This is a genomic window from Streptomyces sp. NPDC006733, assembly GCF_040636125.1.
Taxonomy (GTDB): domain Bacteria; phylum Actinomycetota; class Actinomycetes; order Streptomycetales; family Streptomycetaceae; genus Actinacidiphila.
This window is the reverse complement of record NZ_JBEYJD010000030.1, coordinates 79564-98674: the sequence shown is the minus strand read 5'-3', so window position 1 is coordinate 98674 and position 19111 is coordinate 79564. Positions and strand designations below refer to the sequence as shown.

14 protein-coding genes are annotated in these 19111 nt (G+C 71.8%); 4 read left to right on the top strand and 10 right to left on the bottom strand.

Annotation, left to right across the window (positions count from 1 at the left end):
* Window positions 1–33: 33 nt before the first annotated feature.
* The 4 genes from ABZ721_RS25580 to ABZ721_RS25565 all read left to right on the top strand — a co-directional run bounded on the left by ABZ721_RS25580 (window position 34) and on the right by ABZ721_RS25565 (window position 5557).
* The gene (locus tag ABZ721_RS25580) at window positions 34–699 is read left to right on the top strand and encodes a response regulator transcription factor (RefSeq protein WP_138354287.1); all 666 of its coding nucleotides are present in this window, start codon (window positions 34–36) and stop codon (window positions 697–699) included.
* 86 nt (window positions 700–785) lie between these two features.
* A complete protein-coding gene (locus ABZ721_RS25575) occupies window positions 786–2048 on the top strand; it encodes a ribonuclease D (protein WP_358791029.1) in 1263 nt (420 codons plus the stop codon).
* 165 nt (window positions 2049–2213) lie between these two features.
* Window positions 2214–3434 carry an acetyl-CoA C-acyltransferase gene (locus tag ABZ721_RS25570; RefSeq protein ID WP_358791028.1) on the top strand — a complete coding sequence of 407 codons (1221 nt, stop codon included), beginning with the start codon at window positions 2214–2216 and terminating at the stop codon, window positions 3432–3434.
* Window positions 3431–5557: a 3-hydroxyacyl-CoA dehydrogenase NAD-binding domain-containing protein gene (locus ABZ721_RS25565; protein ID WP_358791027.1), complete on the top strand. Its 2127-nt coding sequence runs from the start codon at window positions 3431–3433 to the stop codon at window positions 5555–5557. The genes ABZ721_RS25570 and ABZ721_RS25565 overlap by 4 nt, the downstream gene beginning before the upstream one ends.
* Window positions 5558–5642: 85 nt before the next feature.
* Here ABZ721_RS25565 and ABZ721_RS25560 read toward each other — a convergent pair whose 3' ends face one another.
* From ABZ721_RS25560 to ABZ721_RS25515, 10 genes are all read right to left on the bottom strand, one after another.
* Window positions 5643–6653: an SPFH domain-containing protein gene (locus ABZ721_RS25560; RefSeq protein ID WP_358791026.1), complete on the bottom strand. Its 1011-nt coding sequence runs from the start codon at window positions 6651–6653 to the stop codon at window positions 5643–5645.
* The gene (locus ABZ721_RS25555) at window positions 6650–7921 is read right to left on the bottom strand and encodes a peptidoglycan-binding protein (protein WP_358791025.1); all 1272 of its coding nucleotides are present in this window, start codon (window positions 7919–7921) and stop codon (window positions 6650–6652) included. Before ABZ721_RS25555 ends, ABZ721_RS25560 begins: the two co-directional genes overlap by 4 nt.
* 127 nt (window positions 7922–8048) lie before the next feature.
* Window positions 8049–8855 (bottom strand): thioredoxin domain-containing protein, encoded by an 807-nt coding sequence (locus tag ABZ721_RS25550; RefSeq protein ID WP_358791024.1) that lies wholly within the window; start codon window positions 8853–8855, stop codon window positions 8049–8051.
* Between the two features lie 102 nt (window positions 8856–8957).
* Window positions 8958–10373 (bottom strand): glycosyltransferase family 39 protein, encoded by a 1416-nt coding sequence (locus ABZ721_RS25545; RefSeq protein ID WP_358791055.1) that lies wholly within the window; start codon window positions 10371–10373, stop codon window positions 8958–8960.
* A 137-nt stretch (window positions 10374–10510) separates the two neighbouring features.
* Window positions 10511–11944, bottom strand: coding sequence for an amino acid permease (locus ABZ721_RS25540; protein WP_358791054.1), 1434 nt, complete (start codon window positions 11942–11944; stop codon window positions 10511–10513).
* Window positions 11945–12197: 253 nt separating this feature from the next.
* Complete coding sequence (dxs, locus tag ABZ721_RS25535; RefSeq protein ID WP_358791023.1) at window positions 12198–14126, bottom strand: 1-deoxy-D-xylulose-5-phosphate synthase; 1929 nt, start codon at window positions 14124–14126, stop codon at window positions 12198–12200.
* A 217-nt stretch (window positions 14127–14343) separates the two neighbouring features.
* The gene (locus ABZ721_RS25530) at window positions 14344–15636 is read right to left on the bottom strand and encodes a sugar ABC transporter permease (protein WP_358791022.1); all 1293 of its coding nucleotides are present in this window, start codon (window positions 15634–15636) and stop codon (window positions 14344–14346) included.
* Window positions 15633–16421, bottom strand: a complete 789-nt coding sequence (locus ABZ721_RS25525; RefSeq protein WP_358791021.1) for an ATP-binding cassette domain-containing protein — start codon at window positions 16419–16421, stop codon at window positions 15633–15635. The genes ABZ721_RS25530 and ABZ721_RS25525 overlap by 4 nt, the downstream gene beginning before the upstream one ends.
* Window positions 16422–16633: 212 nt before the next feature.
* The gene (locus ABZ721_RS25520) at window positions 16634–17716 is read right to left on the bottom strand and encodes a substrate-binding domain-containing protein (protein WP_358791020.1); all 1083 of its coding nucleotides are present in this window, start codon (window positions 17714–17716) and stop codon (window positions 16634–16636) included.
* 147 nt (window positions 17717–17863) lie between these two features.
* Window positions 17864–19069, bottom strand: coding sequence for an ROK family transcriptional regulator (locus tag ABZ721_RS25515; protein ID WP_358791019.1), 1206 nt, complete (start codon window positions 19067–19069; stop codon window positions 17864–17866).
* Between the last annotated feature and the right edge of the window lie 42 nt (window positions 19070–19111).

The window sequence follows — 19111 nt, the reverse complement described above, 5'->3', positions numbered from 1 at the left end:
TCTCAGTCCCCCGCTTTCGCCACAGGAGGCCCGGTGTCAGTTCTTCTCGAGCAGCCCACGAGCCTGGTCGCCTACCGTCCGAACAAGCCGACGGCCATGGTCGTCGTCGCCGACCCCCGCGTCCGCTCCACCGTCACCCGGCACCTCTGGGCGCTCGGTGTGCGCGATGTGATCGAGGCCTCGTCCATCGCCGAGGCCCGCCCGCGGGTCAGCAGCCCCCGCGACATCTGCGTAGCCGATGTCCACCTCCCCGACGGTTCCGGCCTGACCCTTCTCGCCGAGACCCGCGCGGCCGGCTGGCCGAACGGCCTCGCGCTCTCCGCCGCCGACGACATCGGCGCCGTCCGCAACGCACTCGCGGGCGGCGTCAAGGGATACGTCGTCACCGGCACCCGCAACAACCTCGGCGGTATGCCGGGCCGCCCCGGCGCCGCGCCGGTCGGTTCGGCCGGCGCCCGCATGCAGCGCCGCCCCCCGGGCACCCCCGGCCACCCCGGTGGCTACCGCGAGCTCTCCGGCCGTGAGGTCGAGGTGCTGCGGCTGGTCGCCGAAGGCCAGTCGAACAAGGCGATCGGCGTCTCGATGGGCCTGTCCGCGCTCACCGTGAAGAGCCACCTGGCCCGGATCGCCCGCAAGCTCGGCACCGGCGACCGCGCCGGAATGGTCGCCGTGGCCCTTCGCACGGGCATCATCCACTGACTCTCCAGCACCCCCGCATGGCCGCTGCGCCCGTCGACGGAACGTTCCGTCGACGGGCGTTCGCCATACACGGATACTCTTGGACAGTGACCGACGCCCGAGAGACCGCAACAGAGGCTGCCCCGGCGCCGGTCCCGCTGCTGGACCCGCGCGAGGGAATCCCGCCGGTGACCGCCAGCCCGGAGGCCCTCGCAGACATCGTCGCGGCATTCGCCGCGGGCTCCGGTCCGGTCGCCGTGGATGCCGAGCGCGCGTCCGGATACCGCTACGGACAGCGGGCCTATCTGGTCCAGCTGCGCCGTGCGGGAGCCGGGACCGCGCTGATCGACCCGGTCGGCTGCCCCGACCTTTCCACCCTGGGCGCCGCCCTCACCGACACCGAATGGGTGCTGCACGCCGCCACCCAGGACCTTCCGTGCCTCGGCGAGATCGGCATGCACCCCAAGAGCCTGTTCGACACCGAGCTGGCCGGCCGGCTCGCGGGCTTCCCCCGGGTCGGACTCGGCGCCATGGTCGAGAACGTCCTGGGCTTCGCCCTGGAGAAGGGCCACTCGGCCGTCGACTGGTCGACCCGCCCGCTCCCCGAGCCCTGGCTGCGCTACGCCGCGCTCGACGTCGAGCTGCTGGTGGACCTGCGGGACGCGCTCGAGGAGGAGCTGCGCGAGCAGGGCAAGCTCGACTGGGCGCTGGAGGAGTTCGCGGCCATCGCCGCCGCTCCCCCGCCCGCGCCGCGCGTCGACCCGTGGCGGCGCACGTCCGGCATGCACAAGGTCCGCCGCCGCCGGCAGATCGGCGTGGTGCGCGAGCTGTGGAACGCGCGCGACCAGGCGGCCCAGGAGCGGGACATCTCGCCGGGCCGGATCCTGACCGACGCCGCCATCGTCACCGCGGCCCTGGAGGGCCCGCCGAACGTGGCGGTGCTCGCGACGCTGCCCGGCTTCGGGCACCGGATGGGCCGCCGCCAGCTCGACCAGTGGCAGGCCGCGATCGACCGGGCCCGCGCCCTGCCGGAGCGGGAGCTGCCGCAGCCGGGGCCGGCCTACGTCGGTCCCCCGCCGCCGCGCGCCTGGGCCGACAAGGACCCGGTGGCGGCGGCCCGGCTGTCCGCCGCGCGGGCCGCGGTGAGCACGCTCGCCGAGGAGCTGAACCTGCCGCAGGAGAACCTGATCACCCCGGACACCGTGCGCCGGCTCTGCTGGGACCCGCCGGCCGAGGCCACCACCGAGGAGGTCGCGGCGGTGCTGGCCGGCCACGGCGCGCGCGCCTGGCAGGTCGGGCTGACCGCGCCGATCCTCACCGCGGCCCTCGCCGCCCAGCCGCCGGCGGCCCCGGAGACCGCGGCACCGTAGTTCCCTGCCCCCGCGGATCCCCGGCCGGGGGCGGCCTCGTCCCGTGTGACGTTCGCCGCTCCGGGCGGGGGGACTGTCCCCGTTGGTTACCGGCTAGTAGCATGATGGACGTAGCCGCAGCCTCGCGCCCAGTGGCAGCGAATCCGCATCTGGAGGAGAGCCAACGTGCCTCGTACCGCTAGGGACGTCGTCTTTGTCGACGGCGTCCGCACCCCGTTCGGCAAGGCGGGCCCGAAGGGCATCTACCACGAGACCCGTGCCGACGATCTTGTGATCAAGTGCATCCGGGAGCTGCTGCGGCGCAACCCGGAGCTGCCCGCCGAGCGGATCGACGAGGTGGCTCTCGCCGCCACCACGCAGATCGGCGACCAGGGCTTGACCCTCGGCCGCACCGCCGGCATCCTGGCCGGCCTGCCGGTCACGGTCCCCGGGTACTCGATCGACCGCATGTGCGCCGGCGCGATGACCGCGGTGACCGCGGTCGCCGGCGGCATCGCCTTCGGCGCGTACGACGTCGCCGTGGCCGGCGGTGTCGAGCACATGGGCCGCCACCCGATGGGTGAGGGCGTGGACCCGAACCCGCGCTTCGTCTCCGAGAAGCTGGTCGACGAGTCCGCCCTCTTCATGGGCATGACCGCGGAGAACCTGCACGACCGCTACCCGGCCATAACCAAGCAGCGCGTCGACGAGTACGCCGTGCGCAGCCAGGAGAAGGCCGCCAAGGCGTACGCCAACGGCAAGATCCAGCAGGACCTGGTCCCGGTCTCCGTGCGCAACAGCAACCCCGACGCCGGCGAGACCGGCTGGGGCCTGGCGACCGCGGACGAGCCGATGCGCCCCGGCACCACCCTGGAGAACCTGGTCGGCCTCAAGACGCCGTTCCGGGCCCACGGCCGGGTCACCGCGGGCAACGCGGCGGGCCTGAACGACGGCGCGACCGCGTCGCTGATCGCCGCCGAGGACGTCGCCGTCGAGCTGGGCCTGCCGGTCCGGATGCGGCTGGTCTCGTACTCCTTCGTGGGTGTCGAGCCCGAGGTCATGGGCATCGGCCCGGTCCCGGCGACCGAGAAGGCGCTGGCGCAGGCCGGTCTGACCATCGACGACATCGGCCTCTTCGAGGCCAACGAGGCGTTCGCCGTCCAGGTGCTCGCCTTCCTCGACCACTTCGGCATCGCGGACGACGACCCGCGTGTCAACCAGTACGGCGGCGCGATCGCGTTCGGCCACCCGCTGGCCTCCTCCGGCGTCCGGCTGATGACGCAGCTGGCCCGCCAGTTCGAGGAGCAGCCGCACGTCCGCTACGGCCTGACGACCATGTGCGTCGGCTTCGGCATGGGCGGAACGGTCATCTGGGAGAACCCGCACTTCGACGGAGGCAGCAAGTGACCACCACCGCCGAGCTTTTGAAGGGTGCGGCCGAGCTGTTCCCCGACGAGGTCGTGACGAGCGCGCACGTGCGCCACCTCGACCTCCCGGGCGCCGGACGCTTCGCGCTCATCACGCTGGACAACGGCCTGGACCACACCAAGCCGACCACCTTCGGCCCGCAGTCGCTGGCCAACCTCGACGCGGCGATCGACCGGGTCGAGGCGGAGGCCGCCGAGGGCACCATCACGGGCATCGGCATCACCGGCAAGCCGTTCATCTTCGCGGTCGGCGCCGACCTCAAGGGCGTGGAGCTGCTGAAGCGCCACGAGGACGCGCTCGCCATCGGCAAGGGCGGCCACGAGGTCTTCAAGCGGCTCGCGCACCTCGCGGTCCCGACCTTCGCCTACTACAACGGCGCGGCGATGGGCGGCGGTGTCGAGGTCGGTCTGCACTGCGCCTACCGCACCGTCTCCGCGGCGCTGCCGGCGTTCTCGCTGCCCGAGGTCTTCCTCGGTCTCGTCCCCGGCTGGGGCGGCTGCACCCTGCTGCCGAACCTGATCGGCGCGGACCGCGCGGTGACCGTCGTCATCGAGAACTCGCTGAACCAGAACCGCCAGCTCAAGGGCGCCCAGGTCTTCGAACTCGGCATCGCGGACGCGCTGTTCGAGGGCGCGGACTTCCTGGAGCAGTCCCTCGCGTGGACCGCCGCGGTACTGCGCGGCGAGATCGTGGTGGACCGCCCGGAGATCGACCGCGGCACCGCCTGGGACCAGGCCGTCGAGCGCGGCCGCGGCATCGCCGACTCCAAGGTGCACGGCGCGGCCCCGGCCGCCTACCGCGCGCTGGACATCATCGCGAACGCCAAGGACGGCGACCTGCAGGCGGGCTTCGACGCCGAGGACACCGCGCTGGCGGACCTCATCATGGGCGGCGAGCTGCGCAGCGGCATCTACGCCTTCAACCTGGTGCAGAAGCGGGCCAAGCGCCCGGCCGGCGCGCCGGACAAGAACCTGGCCCGCCCGGTCACCAAGGTCGGCGTCGTCGGCGCGGGCCTGATGGCCTCGCAGCTGGCACTGCTGTTCGCCCGCCGCCTGGAGGTGCCGGTCGTGCTGACCGACATCGACCAGGAGCGCATCGACAAGGGCGTGGGCTACGTCCACGGCGAGATCGACAAGCTGCTCGGCAAGCGCCGCATCAAGCAGGACCAGGCCAACCGCCTCAAGGCGCTGGTGACCGGTTCGCTCGACAAGGCCGCCGGTTTCGGTGACGCGGACTTCATCATCGAGGCCGTCTTCGAGGAGATGGGCGTCAAGCAGCAGGTGTTCGCGGAGGTCGAGGCGGTCGCCCCGGCGCACGCGATCCTCGCCACCAACACCTCCTCGCTGTCCGTCACCGAGATGGCGTCGAAGCTGAAGAACCCCGAGCGGGTCGTCGGCTTCCACTTCTTCAACCCGGTCGCGATCCTCCCGCTGCTGGAGATCGTGCGCGGCGAGGCGACCGACGACGCGTCGCTGGCCACCGCGTTCGGTGTCGCCCGCAAGCTGAAGAAGACCGCGGTGCTCTGCAAGGACGCCCCGGCGTTCGTGGTGAACCGGATCCTGACCCGCTTCATGGGCGAGATCCAGAACATCATCGACGAGGGCACCCCGGTGGAGACCGCCGAGAAGGGCATCGACCCGCTCGGCCTGCCGATGTCGCCGCTGGTGCTCCTGGAGCTGGTCGGCCCGGCCATCGGGCTGCACGTCTCCGAGACCCTCCACCGCGCGTTCCCCGAGCGGTTCACCGTCTCGCAGAACCTGGCCGCGGTGGTCAAGGCCGGCAAGCGCGGCTTCTACGTCTACGACTCCGGCAAGCCGGAGCTGGACCCCGAGGTCGCCGCGCTGCTGGTGCAGGGCGACTCTGTGCTCACCGAGGAGCAGGTCCGCGCCCGGGTGCTGGACGCGGTGGCGCAGGAGATCGGCCTGATGCTCGACGAGGGTGTCGTCGCCGAGGCGCAGGACATCGACCTGTGCCTGATCACCGGCGCCGGCTGGCCCTTCCACCTGGGCGGGATCACCCCGTACCTGGACCGCGAGGGTGTCTCGCAGCGGGTGAACGGCAAGCCGTTCCTCGCGCCGGGCGTCGCGAGCGTGCCCGCGTAACGCTGTGGAGTGACGGCCCCCGGCCGGGTTCTGACCGCTGGTCAGGACCCGGCCGGGGGCTTTTTCCGGCCCGTTTCGGGTGCCGTCACTTCTTCGGCACCTCGGCGACCGGGCCGCGCGCGGTGTAGAAGGCCACCGTCAGGTCCCGGACCAGGGCCTTGCGCTCGTAGTCGTCGAGCTGGACCAGTCCGCGGTCGGTCAGACCGCGCACCGTCTCGCCGACCGCCGCGAGCACGTCGTCCAGCACCGCCCGGCGGTGCCTGGCGTCGAGCGCGGTGAGCTGGGCGCGCCGCATCGCGGTGGCCACCTCGGGCGCGTACTCCAGGCGGACGGGCTGCGCCGAGAAGACCTCGATGCCGACCGGCCGCATGTCGGCGGCGAGCAGCCGGGTGAGCTGGTCGCCGAGGCGCTCGGAGTCCCGCAGGGTCGGCCCCGGGCCGCGGAAGTCGTCCACGGGCAGTTGCGAGACGGCGCGGCAGACCGCGCTCTCCACCTGCTCGCGCAGGTAGCGCGCGTGGTCGTCGATGGCGAAGGCGGCCCGTGCGGTGTCCCGGACCCGCCAGACGATCAGGACGCCGGCGTGCAGCGGGGTGCCGTCCGCGTCGACCGTCTCGATGGCGCGGCTGCGCCAGTGCCGCAGGGTGACGTCCATGCGGCGGCGGCCGAGCAGCGGACTGATCCACAGCAGGCCGGTCTCCCGGACGCTGCCCTGGTAGGCGCCGTGCCGGGTCAGCACCCAGACGCTGCCGGGGCGGCCGCGGGTGAGGCCGCCCGCGGCGAACGCGGCCAGCGCGCCGAGCAGCAGCACCGCGCCCCACAGACCGGTCAGGTCGCCGGGGGCGGGCGCCCCGGGCAGCACGGTGTGGCCGGCGATCCGCTCGGGCAGCGCGCCCGTCCGCCACAGCAGCCAGCCGCCGGCCGCCGCCGCGGCCAGCGCGGTGAGCGCGGCGGTCCAGCCCGGCAGGTAGCGGCCGGGCCTCTCGACGAGCTCGCAGACGGGGACGGTGGTGGCGGTGGCGGCGGAAGGGATGACGGCGGGCAGGACGGCGGTGGCGGCCAGGGCGGCCGCGTCCGCGGTGGGGGCGTGAGTCGTCACAGGAAGAGTCGTCTCCAGGTCTCCGGTCCGGGGTAGCCGTCCGCGTCGCGCCCGGACCAGCCCTGGGCACGTTGGAACGCCTCGACGGCGCGGCGGTCGGCCTCGCCCCAGGTACGGCTGGGGCCCACGCGGTAGCTCTTGCCGAAGCCCCGGGCGACGAGCCGCCGCCCGAGCGTCAGCACGTGGTCGTTGGAGTGTCCGGGCCGGAACGACGCGGCGCCCGGGTAGCGGGGTGCCGTGGAGCCGCCGGCCGGCGGCGGGGCGGGGGCGCCGGCGGGGATGTTGCTGCCGATCCCGTCGACCAGGTACTCCCAGGTGGTGGGTCCCGGCAGGCCGTCGGCGTCGCCGCCGGACCAGCCCTGGGCCCGCTGGAAGGCGCGGGTGGCGTCGCGGTCGGCCGAGCTCCAGAGCGGTCCGGCCCCCACGATGTAGTAGGGCCGGGCGCCGCGGGAGATGAGCATGCCGCCCAGCCGGGTGACGGCGGCGTTGTTCGCGCCGGGCCCGAAGGCGCGGGCGCCGGGGTAGGCGTCCCTCCCCGGTGTCCCGGTGTCCTCCGGCGTGCCGGTGCTGCCGGAGCCGGGGTCGCCGGTTCCGGACACCAGGTACCGGTACCGGTAGGCCAGGTACCGGTCGGAGTTGGTCCAGTAGGCCATGGGCGTCGTCTGGGCCCGGGTGTGCGGCTGGGTCTGCTCCAGCGCGGTGTAGAGGGTGTGGTCGGAGTCGGCCCAGCCGCCGAAGATGACGGCGTGCGAGCCCTTCTCCGGATTGGCCTGGTTGTGGAACAGCAGGATGTCGCCGGGCTGCAGGTCGTCCCGGTCGATCCGCGTCGCGTACTCCGGCAGGCTGCCGGTCCACGCGTTGCTGCCGAGGCCCCAGGCCATGGAGATGAACCCCGAGCAGTCCTGCCGGTACCCGTCCGACCAGAGCGCGGACATGCTGTAGGGCACGTCGGCGTCCAGCCAGCGCTGCGCCCGGTCCAGGATCTGGTCCCGCGTCAGATGCAGCGGGGCCGCGGCCGGAACCGCGATCCGGGCCCGGCCGAGCACGGAGTGGGTGGCCGCGCTCGGGGCGGTGGCCGCGGCGATCCCGCCCGCCGCACCGACGGCCGTGCCGGCGGCAGCCGCCACGACCATCACACGGGTGGCGGCGGTGGCGCTGCCGCACGTACCGGTGTCCCGCGTCACCGAGTCGGTGAGGCGTCGTCGCGCGCACTCCTCGCAGATGCAGCCGGAGAGCGGTTCTACGTCGTCGAACAGCGGTATGGACATGCGCACACTCCTCCGTGATCGGGCGTCACATAACCTTGATACCCGATTTCGTCATAAAATTGACGGAATGTCGGATACGTCTGGTCCATGTGATGACGCGCCCGGTCACGGAGGGGTGGGAACGGGTCTAGCTCGCGAGGCTCGGCTGCCCGGACGGCACGCTCTCGTCGGACACCTTCTTGGCCTCCTTCTCCACCAGCGTGCGCAGCTTGGAGGGCGTCAGCGACGTCCCCGCGTCCGGCACCGTCTCGCCGTTGATCTGGACGACGGGCACCTCGCCGAAGGAACCTGACACGAAGTCAGCGTCGGACTTCGCGACCCAGCCCTCGTGGTCGTTGCCCTTCATGCACGGGACGAACTTGCCCTCGTCGATCTTCCCGGTCTTCTCCGACAGCTCCTTCAGCAGCTTCTCGCTGCTGAGCGCGTCGTCCGACGGATCCGGCTGCCGGTCCCAGACCTGCTGCACGAACTGCGTGAACCGCCCCTGGTCCTGGGCGCACGCGGCCGCGTTGGCGGCGGCCCGGGAGCCGTGGCCGCCCAGCTGCGCGTCGGTGCGGGTGACCAGCCGGTAGTGGATCTCCACCTGCCCGGTCGCCAGCAGCTTCTGGAAGGTGTCCGCGTACTGCTCGGCGAACGCCTTGGACTGCGGGCTGCGCAGGTCCTCGAAGACGGTGAGCTTCACCGGAACGCTGGGGCGCACCGGCACCGCCAGCTTCGGCTGTCCGTCCGCGCCCGCCGCGTTCGCGGGCGCCTTCACCTTGTCGGCCTTCGCGTCGCGCACGTGCGCGCCGATGACCGCGGACGCGCCGAACACCACCGCGAGCACCACGATGCCCGCGGCGTACGGCCGCCAGCGCTGCAGGAGACCCTTGCGGGGCGCCGCCCCGGAGTCCGCCGTGTCGTTCTGGTCCTTGAGTCCCTTGGACTCCGTCATGAAAAACCGCCGCCTCGATCAACGTGCTCTGCCAAGTCGCCTGTATACCACCGGGACGCGCCACGACCGGCCCGGGGGCCCTGGCAGGGCGGGCCCGGGGGCCTAGCGGGATGCCGGGACCCGGGCGTAGAGGACGGCACCGCCGACGGTGTCCACGGGACGGTACCCAGTGTCCAGCATCCGCCGCAGGGTCGGTGTCAGGGCCGGGGCGTACGGCGCTCCGCGGGAGTCGTCGACGATCAGGTCGGCCGGGCGCAGCGCCGCCTCCTCGCCGAAGGTGCGCCAGGCGCCGGGGACCGCGTACCGCTCCCCCACCCGGGCGCCGCCGCGGCCGCCGCTGAAGTTCGTCAGGAAGCCGGCGGTCAGGTAGCGGCTCGCGGGGGTCCGGTCGGCGAGCCAGTACTGCTCGGGGTGCATCCCCCAGACCAGGACGGTGTCCCCGGGGCCGGTACGGGCCCGTACGGCGGCGGCGACGGCCTCGGCGTGGTCCAGCTCGGTGCGGGGCGCGGTCAGGCCCCAGACGGCGAACGCCGCGCTCGCGAGCACCGTCCAGGCGACGGCCGCGGGCCACCAGCGCGGCCGTCCGCGCAGCGCGCCGACCCCGACGAGCACCAGCGGCGGGATCAGCTGCAGGAAGTAGTGGCCGTAGAACTGGAAGCCGAAGACGACGCCGAGCGCCGAGGCGGCCAGCCAGACCCACAGGTCGGCGGCGATCCGGGTCGCGCCTCCCGGGCGGAACGCCGCGAGGAGCGCGGGGACGGCGAAGGCGGCCCCCGCCGCGGCCAGGATCCCGGCGTTCCCCAGCCCGCGTCCCAGCGCCACGCCCCAGGCCCCGGACGCGGACGCGTAGGAACCGGAGCCGGTGACCGTCCAGAACACGAACCCGGACGGGCCGGTGAGCAGCGCGACGGCCCCCACCGGCAGGGCGCAGCCGGCGAGCAGCCGCAGCGCGGCGGCCCATCCCGGCGGGTCCGGCGCGCGCCGGGCGCGCCACAGCATCCACAGCACGGGCAGCAGCACCGCGCCGCCGGTCTGCTTGGTCAGCGCCGCGCCCGCGACGGCCAGCCCCGCCAGGCCCCAGCGGCGGCGGTCGGCCGCCCAGAAGGCCAGCACGGTCCAGGGCACCAGGAACACGCCGAAGGAGGCGGCCTGGGTGTCCTCGGGGGCCAGGCCGATGGAGAGCAGCAGGTACCCGGCGCCCGTGGCGGCGCCCGCCCGGCCGCCCCAGCGGCGGCGGGCGACGGAGGCGAGCAGCAGGGCGGCGGCGAGCTGGGCCACGACGGCCGCGGCGCGCGGCGGCCCCAGCGAGTCGTCGCCGAAGACCGCGAACAGCCCCTGGTAGAGCCAGGGAAGCAGCGGCGGCTTGCGGTCGACGACGGTGTCGTAGAGCGCCCCGCCGTCGGCGAGCATGCGGGCCTGGACCGCGAGGTAGCCCTCGTCGGGGTTCCAGACCGGGCGCAGGAACGACGGGACGCGCACCAGCACGGCGAGCACCGCGAGCACCGCCGTCAGCCGCACCCAGTAGCGGTCCGGCGGCCGGAGCCACCGGGCGCGGCGCGGAGCGCCGCCGCCCTGGTCGCACGGGGCGGGCAGGGCGGCGGCGGGCGCGCTCGTCGTCTTCTGGGCGGGAGGCACGACGGACAACGTACCGCCGGTCAGGCGTCCCTGTTCATGCGGCTGTGGCTGCGGCCGTACACGAAGTAGACGACGGCACCGATCACCATCCAGACCCCGAACCGCAGCCAGGTCTCGGTCGGCAGGTTCAGCATCAGCCACAGCGAGGCGGCCACCGAGGCGATCGGCAGCACCGGCACCCACGGGGTGCGGAAGGAGCGCGGCAGGTCGGGCCGGGTGCGGCGCAGGATGACGACGCCGACCGCGACCAGGACGAAGGCGAACAGCGTGCCGATGTTCACCAGCGCCGCCAGCTCCGAGATGCTGGTGAAGCCCGCGATCACGGCGATGAGGATGCCGAGCAGCACCGTCGAGCGGTACGGGGTGCGGAACGTCGGGTGGACCTTGGAGAAGAACCGGGGGATCAGCCCGTCGCGGCTCATCGCGAAGAAGACCCGGGTCTGGCCGAGCAGCAGGATCATGCAGACCGTGGTGAGGCCGACCGCCGCCCCGAAGCTGATGACGCCCGCGAACCAGGGGTGCCCGGTCGCCTTGAAGGCGTCGGCGAGCGGCGCGTCGACCGACAGCTCGGTGTACTTCTGCATGCCGGTGACGACGATCGACACGGCGACGTACAGGGCCGTGCAGATGAAGAGCGAGCCGAGGATGCCGCGCGGCATGTCCCGCTGCGGGTTCTTGGTCTCCTCGGCGGCGGTCGCGACGATGTCGAAGCCGATGAAGGCGAAGAAGACCACGGCCGCGGCGGTGAAGATGCCCTGGACGCCGAAGCTCGTCGGCGCGTAGCCGAACATCTCCTGGATGAGGGGCGCCTTGAGGCCGGACTCCTTGACGGAGGCCACCGCGTCCGGGATGAAGGGCTTGTAGTTGTCGCCCTTGATGAAGAACGCCCCGGCGATGATGACCAGCAGCACCACGGCGACCTTGATCGCGACGATGACCGAGGTGACCCGCGCGGAGAGCTTCATGCCGAGCACGAGCACCCCGGTCAGCAGCAGCACCAGCAGGAACGCCAGCAGGTCGAACCCGAACCCGTTCGCGTCGCTGGTGCCGGACAGGGCCTGCGGCAGGTGCCAGCCCGCGTTGTCCAGCAGCGACCGCACGTAGCCCGACCAGCCGACCGCGACCACCGCCGTGCCCAGCGCGAACTCCAGTACCAGGTCCCAGCCGATGATCCACGCCGGGAGCTCGCCGAGGGTGGCGAAGGAGAACGTGTACGCGGATCCGGCGACCGGGACCGTGGAGGCCAACTCGGCGTAGCACAGGGCCGCGAGGCCGCACACCACGCCGGCCACGACGAAGGCGAGGGCCACCGCGGGCCCCGCGTTGTCCTTCGCCACGGTCCCGGTGAGCACGAAGATGCCGGTGCCGATGATGACGCCGACGCCGAAGACGGTGAGGTCCAGGGCCGACAGGGACTTCTTGAGCGCGTGCTCCGGTTCCTCGGTGTCGCGCATGGACTGCTCGACGGACTTGGTCCGGAACACTCCGTCCTGGTTCCTGCCCGACGAGGGCGGGTTCTTTTGCGTACTCGTACTCACCGGCGCGCCTCCTGTTCGTCCTGCCGACAGGGTGGGGAGCGTCGGCAGTCGCCACTCCACTCCCGTCAGTCGCTTCACCCGAATAGGCGCGCCTATGCCTGCGCCAATGCGCGAGGGGGTCCACCCGGATGGGTGGACCCCCTCGTCGGCGGGCGGTGCGGGACGGGCGTCAGTCGCTGACGGCCGCCGGCTCGGCCGGCTCGACGCGCTCGCCGTACCGGCCGTCGATCGTCGCCACCAGGCCGGTGACCTGGCGGGCGATGTCGTGCGCGGTCAGCCCGATCTCGGCCATGACCTCCTTGCGGGAGGCGTGGTCCAGGAACTCCGACGGGATGCCGAAGTCGCGCAGCGGCACGTCCACATCCGCGTCGCGCAGCGCCTGCGAGACCGCCGAGCCGACCCCGCCGACCCGGCAGTTGTCCTCGACGGTGACCACGACGCGGTGGCCGGCGGCGAGGCCGGGCAGCGCCGCGTCGACCGGCTTGACCCAGCGCGGGTCGACGACGGTGGTGGTGATGCCCTGGGCGTCGAGCAGGTCGGCGATCTCCAGGCACATCGGGGCGAGGGCGCCGACCGAGACCAGCAGGACGTCCGGGCGTCCGCCCTCGGGCGCCTTGCGCAGTACGTCCATGCCGCCGACCCGGCCGACGGCCTTGACCGCCGGGCCGACCGCGCCCTTGGAGTAGCGGACGACGGTGGGCGCGTCGTCGACCTCGACGGCCTCGCGCAGCTGGGCGCGGACCTGGTCGGCGTCGCGCGGGGCGGCGATCCGCAGGCCCGGTACGACCTGGAGGATCGACATGTCCCACATGCCGTTGTGCGAGGCGCCGTCGGTGCCGGTGACGCCGGCCCGGTCCAGCACGAAGGTCACGCCGCACTTGTGCAGCGCCACGTCCATCAGGACCTGGTCGAACGCGCGGTTCAGGAACGTCGCGTACACGGCGAAGACCGGGTGCAGCCCGCCGGTGGCCAGGCCCGCGGCCGACACGGCGGCGTGCTGTTCGGCGATGCCGACGTCGTAGACCCGGTTCGGGAAGGCCTTGGCGAACCGGTCGAGGCCGACCGGCTGCAGCATGGCCGCGGTGATCGCGACGATGTCCTCGCGCTCGCGCCCGAGCTTGACCATCTCCTCGCCGAAGACCGAGGTCCAGTCGGCGCCGGAGGCGGCGATCGGCAGGCCGGTGTCCGGGTGGATGGGGCCGATGCCGTGGAAGCGGTCCGCCTCGTCCTGCTCGGCCGGGCGGTAGCCGCGGCCCTTCTCGGTGAGGCAGTGCACGATGACCGGGCCGCCGAAGCGCTTGGCGCGCTGCAGCGCCGATTCCAGGGCCTCGACGTCATGGCCGTCGATCGGGCCGACGTACTTCAGGCCCAGGTCCTCGAACATGCCCTGCGGCGCGATGAAGTCCTTGAGGCCCTTCTTGGCGCCGTGCAGGGTCTCGTAGAGCGGCTGGCCGATGAGCGGGGTGCGCTCCAGCAGGTCCTTGGTGCGCGACAGGAAGCGCTCGTAGCCGTCGGTGGTGCGCAGCGTCGCCAGGTGGTCGGCGAGCCCGCCGATCGTCGGGGCGTAGCTGCGCTCGTTGTCGTTCACGACGATGACCAGCGGCCGGTCCCGGGCGGCGGCGATGTTGTTCAGCGCCTCCCAGGCCATGCCGCCGGTGAGCGCGCCGTCACCGATGACGGCGACCACGTGGTCCTGCCGGCCGAGCACCTCGTTGGCCTTGGCGAGGCCGTCGGCCCAGCCCAGCACCGTCGAGGCGTGGCTGTTCTCGATGACGTCGTGCGCGGACTCGGCGCGCGAGGGGTAGCCGGACAGGCCGCCCTTGCCCTTGAGGCGGCTGAAGTCCTGCCGGCCGGTGAGCAGCTTGTGCACGTACGACTGGTGCCCGGTGTCGAAGAGCACCTTGTCCCGCGGCGAGTCGAAGACCCGGTGCATGGCGATGGTCAGCTCCACCACGCCGAGGTTGGGGCCCAGGTGCCCGCCGGTCTTGGAGACCTCTTCGACGAGGAAGGTACGGATCTCGCCCGCCAGCTCCACCAGCTGCTCCTGGCTGAGCCGGTCGAGGTCGCGCGGTCCCTTGATACGGGTCAGCAGCGGCACCCGTGCCTCCTATGCAGTCGAACTGGTCGATCCGTCGAGTCTAATGTTCCCCGTGCGACGCCGTGGAGCGCCCCGTGCGACGTTTGTCACCCGGGACCCACCCGCAGCCCACCCGCGGTCCACCCGGCAACACGAATGCCCGGTGCAGGGATGATCATCCCCGCACCGGGCCGGTGCCGCCACACCACCGGCATGCGGAGGTGTGTGCGATGGAGCGTTACGCGCGGCCGGAGGCCTTCTGCGTCTTGCGCGAGACCGAGTCGATGACCACGGCGGCCAGCAGCACGCCACCGGTGATCATGTACTGGAGCGCGGTGTTCATGTTCAGCAGGTCGAGGCCGGTCTGGATGGACTGGATGACCAGCATGCCCAGCAGCGCCGACCAGACGCTGCCGCGTCCGCCGAAGAGGCTGGTGCCGCCGATGACGGCCGCCGCGATGGCGAGCATCAGCAGGTTGCCGCTGCCCGCGCCGAGCGTGGCGGTGTAGGTCTGGGCGGCCAGGAAGAGACCGCCGAGCGCCGCGAAGCCGCCGGAGATCGCGAAGACCGAGATGCGGATCAGCGCGACGTTGATACCGGCGCGGCGGGCCGCCTCGATGTTGCCGCCGACCGCGAAGATCTTGCGGCCGTACGAGGTACGGCGCAGCACGAAGTCGCAGAGGATCAGCGCGGCGAGGAATATCACCAGGGCGTTGGGAACGCCCGCGGCACGGTTGAGCACGAACGCGGACACGAAGGCCGCGACGGCCAGCGCGGCGGCCCGGATCACGATCTCGCTGGTCGGCCGGAACGGCACGCCGGCCTTGCGGCGGCGGCTCTGCTCGATGAACGAGCCCGCCAGCAGCGAGACGGTGCCGAGCACCGCGAGGAGGTAGGCGCCGGCGATGTCGGCGTCCAGGAAGAACGAGCGCTGGCCCAGGAGGTGCATCAGCCCCTTGTCCTGGATCGACAGGCTCCCGGTGTCACCCAGGATCCACTGCATGAGGCCGTTCCAGCCCATGAAGCCGGCCAGGGTGACGACGAACGCCGGTACGCCGATCTTCGCGAAGAAGAACCCGTGGATCGCGCCGATGACGACACCCGTGAGGATCGTCAGGAAGAACGCCAGGATCGGGTTGACGTGGTGCGTCGTGGAGAGCACGGCGAAGACCGCCGCCGCCAGACCGCTGACCGAGCCGACCGACAGGTCGATCTCCCCGAGCAGCAGCACGAAGACCAGCCCGATGGAGAGCATGCCCGTCGCGGCCAGGAAGTAGGTGATGTTGACCATGTTCCCGGCGCTCAGGAACAGGCTGTCCTGGGACTGGAACACGGTCCAGATGATGATCAGACCGACGATCACGGGCAGCGAGCCCAGCTCACCGCCGCGCAGCTTGCGCTTGAACTCCGTGAGGTAGCCCCGGAAGCCCTGCTCGCGGACGAGCAGCCGGGGGTCCACGGCCTGGGACACCGCGGCCGGCGGCTCCTCGGCCGTGGGTTCCTGCTTGGAGAGTGTCGTCTTGTCGCTCACTTGGCCGCCTCCGTGGTGCGCGCCTGACGACGGGTCACGGCATTGTCCGTGGCCCCGGTGATCGCGGCGATGATCTCTTCGTGCGAGGTGTCCTTCACCGGGAAGGAACCATTGTTCTTACCGAGCCGCAGCACCGCGACGGTGTCGGCGACGGCGCGCACATCGGCCATGTTGTGGCTGATGAGGATGACGGCGAGACCGCGCTCGCGCAGCCGCTCGACCAGGTCGAGGACCTGGGCCGTCTGCTCCACGCCGAGGGCGGCGGTCGGCTCGTCGAGGATGACGACCTTCGGGTCGCCGATCAGGGCGCGGGCGATCGCGACGACCTGGCGCTGACCACCGGACAGGCTCGCGATCGGGATGCGCACGCTGGGGATGCGGATCGACAGGGTGTCGAGCAGCTCGCGGGCGCGCTGCTCCATCGTCACCTCGTCGAGCGCGAACCCGCGGCGCAGTTCGCGCCCGAGGTAGAGATTGCCGACAACGTCGAGGTTGTCGCAGAGCGCGAGGTCCTGGTAGACGGTGGCGACGCCGAGGCCCTGGGCGTCGTGCGGCCGGTTGATGCTGACCGGCCTGCCGTCCCACTCGATGACGCCTTCGTCGATCGGGTGCACACCGGCGATCGTCTTGACCAGGGTGGACTTTCCGGCGCCGTTGTCGCCGACCAGCGCGACGACCTCTCCGGCATGGACCTCCAGCTCGACATCGGTGAGGGCTTGCACCGCACCGAATCGCTTGGAGACTCCGCGCAACGCCAACACGGGCGTAGCGGACACGTGAACCATCTCCTTCGCCGCCTGACCGGCGGGGATGCCGCGCCCTGGGAGAGGCGCGGAAGGACGTGCAAGAAGCACAGGATTACAAAGTCGGAACGTGGGGGTAAGTCCCTGGTCCCGTAAGCGTTTCCGCCCGGCGCCCCACCCGCAGCGGGGTATGGATGGTGGGTGGGGCGCCGGACAGGCTCTACGGGACCGGGAGCCCGTGGGGCCCCGGGTTCTTACTGAATGCCGGCGGCCTTGCAGGCGGCGGCGAAGTCAGCGGTGCAGATCTGGGCCACGGTGTAGAGCTGGTCCTTGACGACCGTGTCCTTGATGTTGGCCTTGGTCACCGACACCGCGGTGAACAGCTTGGCGGGCACGGTGGTGCCGGAGCCGCTGGTCGCGGTGATGTCGGCGACGGACTTGATGTCCTCGCCCTTGAGCAGCTTGACCGCGATCTCGGCGGTCGCGTCGGCCTCGGGCTTGTAGGCCTTGTAGATGGTGCTGTACTGCTGGTCCGCGAGGATCCGCTGGATGCCGGGGAGCTCGGCGTCCTGACCGGTCAGCGGCGGGTTGATGCCCGCGCCCTTGAGGGCGGTGGCGATACCGCCGGCCATGCCGTCGTTGGCGGAGTAGACACCGGCGATGTTCTTCGCGCCGAGCTGCGTGATGGCCGCCGTGACCTTCTGGTTGGCGACGGTGTCCTTCCACAGACCGCTCTGCTCGTACGCGATCTTGACCTTGCCGTCGAGCACCTTGTGGGCGCCGGCCTTGAACATCGCGGCGTTCGGGTCGGCGTCGTCACCGTTGATCATGACAACGTTGGCAGTCGGGGTCGCCTTGGTGCCGAGGGAGTCCAGGAGCGCCTGGCCCTGCAGCTCGCCGACCTTCTCGTTGTCGTAGGAGACGTAGGCCGAGACCGGGCCCTGGGCGAAGCGGTCGTACGCGACGACCTTGATGCCCGCGTCCACGGCCGCCTGGACCGACGACTTGATGCCGACCGCGTCCTGCGGGTCCAGGATGAGGACCTTGACCTTCTTGGTGATCATGCTGCTGACCTGCTGCGCCTGCTTCGCGGCGTCGCCCGCGGCGTTGGCGTACTCAATCTTGCAGTCGGCACAGAGCGACTTGATCTTCGCTTCGATCAGCGGGCGGTCGAACTTCTCGTACCGCGTGGTCGCGTTCTCCGGAAGGAGCAGACCGATCGAGTTGTCCTTGCTGTCCGACTTCTTGTCGTCGCCGGCCTTGCCGCACGCGGCCACGGACAGGGCCATCGTTACTGCAACAGAGCCGATGACGGCGCGACGCATCATTGCGTTCATTTTGAGTTGCCTCCCTGACGAGGCCGCAACGCTGCGGCCGAGGTTCACGTGAGTCAACTCCGCCGTTGCCATGCCGTCAATAAGTAAACACTTAACGAGATGGCAACGGCGCGGATCGTTAGCTGTATGAACTCAGGGTTATGCAGGTCACTGCGCCGAAAGCGCCGGGACCGCAGCGGGAGCATTGCCATCAAGAAGGGTCGAATCGCCCATCTCGCTGAGGACCAGGGCCAGCGCGCCCAGCACCTCGGCGCGGGCGCCCAGGCCACCGGGGACGATCGACAGCTGCCGGGCCGCGCTGGGGATGGCGTAGCGCGCCACGGACTCGCGGATCGGCGCCAGCACCAGCTCGCCGGCCTCCGCGAGATCGCCGCCGAGGACGACCCTGCTGGGGTTCAGGAGGTTGCAGAGACTGGCCACTCCCATGCCGATGTGCCGTCCCACGTCCGCGATCACCCGGCGGCAGCCCGGGTCGCCCTCGCGGGCGTACTGCACCATCCGCGGCACCGTCAGATCGGCGCCGTGGCTGCTGCGCAGCAGCTCCAGGGTGTAGCGGGCGGCGGTGAAGGTCTCCAGGCAGCCGCGGTTTCCGCAGCGGCACACCGGTCCCGACTCGTCCAGCGTGATGTGCCCTATCTCGCCCGCCGTGCCGCCCGGACCGCGGTAGATCCTGCCGTCTATCACCAGGCCGGCGCCGACGCCGCTGGCGACCTTGATGTAGGCCAGGTCCCGCACCCCGCGGCCGCCGCCCCACACCAGTTCGCCGAGCGCCCCGAGGTTGGCGTCGTTGTCCACCTTCACGGGCATCCCGAGCCGGTCGGACAGCTCCTGACGTGGGTTGATGCCACTCCAGCCGGGCAGGATCGCGGTCGAGCCGATCGCTCCGGACTCCACGTCTATGGGGCCGGGGACGCCGAGGCCGACCCCGAGCACCTTGTCCACGCCGATGCCGGTCGACTCGATCAGCTGGGCGACCAGCTGCTCGGCCCGGTCGAAGCCCTGGGACGCGGACGCGTCCACGTCGATCGGCTCGGACTGCTCGGCCAGCACCTGGTGGGCCAGGTTCCCCACCGCGACCCGCAGGTGGGAGTGGCCGAAGTCCACGCCGACGACGATGCCGACATCGCCGGACAGCGCAACGCTGCGGGCCCTTCTTCCCCCCGAGGAGGTAGGCGTGACCTGCACCGTTCCGTTGTCCCGCAGCTCCCGGACGATATTGGAGACCGTGGCGGCGGACAGCCCGGTACTCCGGGCGATCTCCGCCTGGGTGAGCGAGCCTGCCAACCGCACGGCGCGGACCACGCGCTCCAGATTGGCCCGGTGCAGCGATGACTGCGATCCCGGAGTCTCCACGACCATCCACTCCTGCCTCGGCAGGCGGTGCAAACCGCCGCC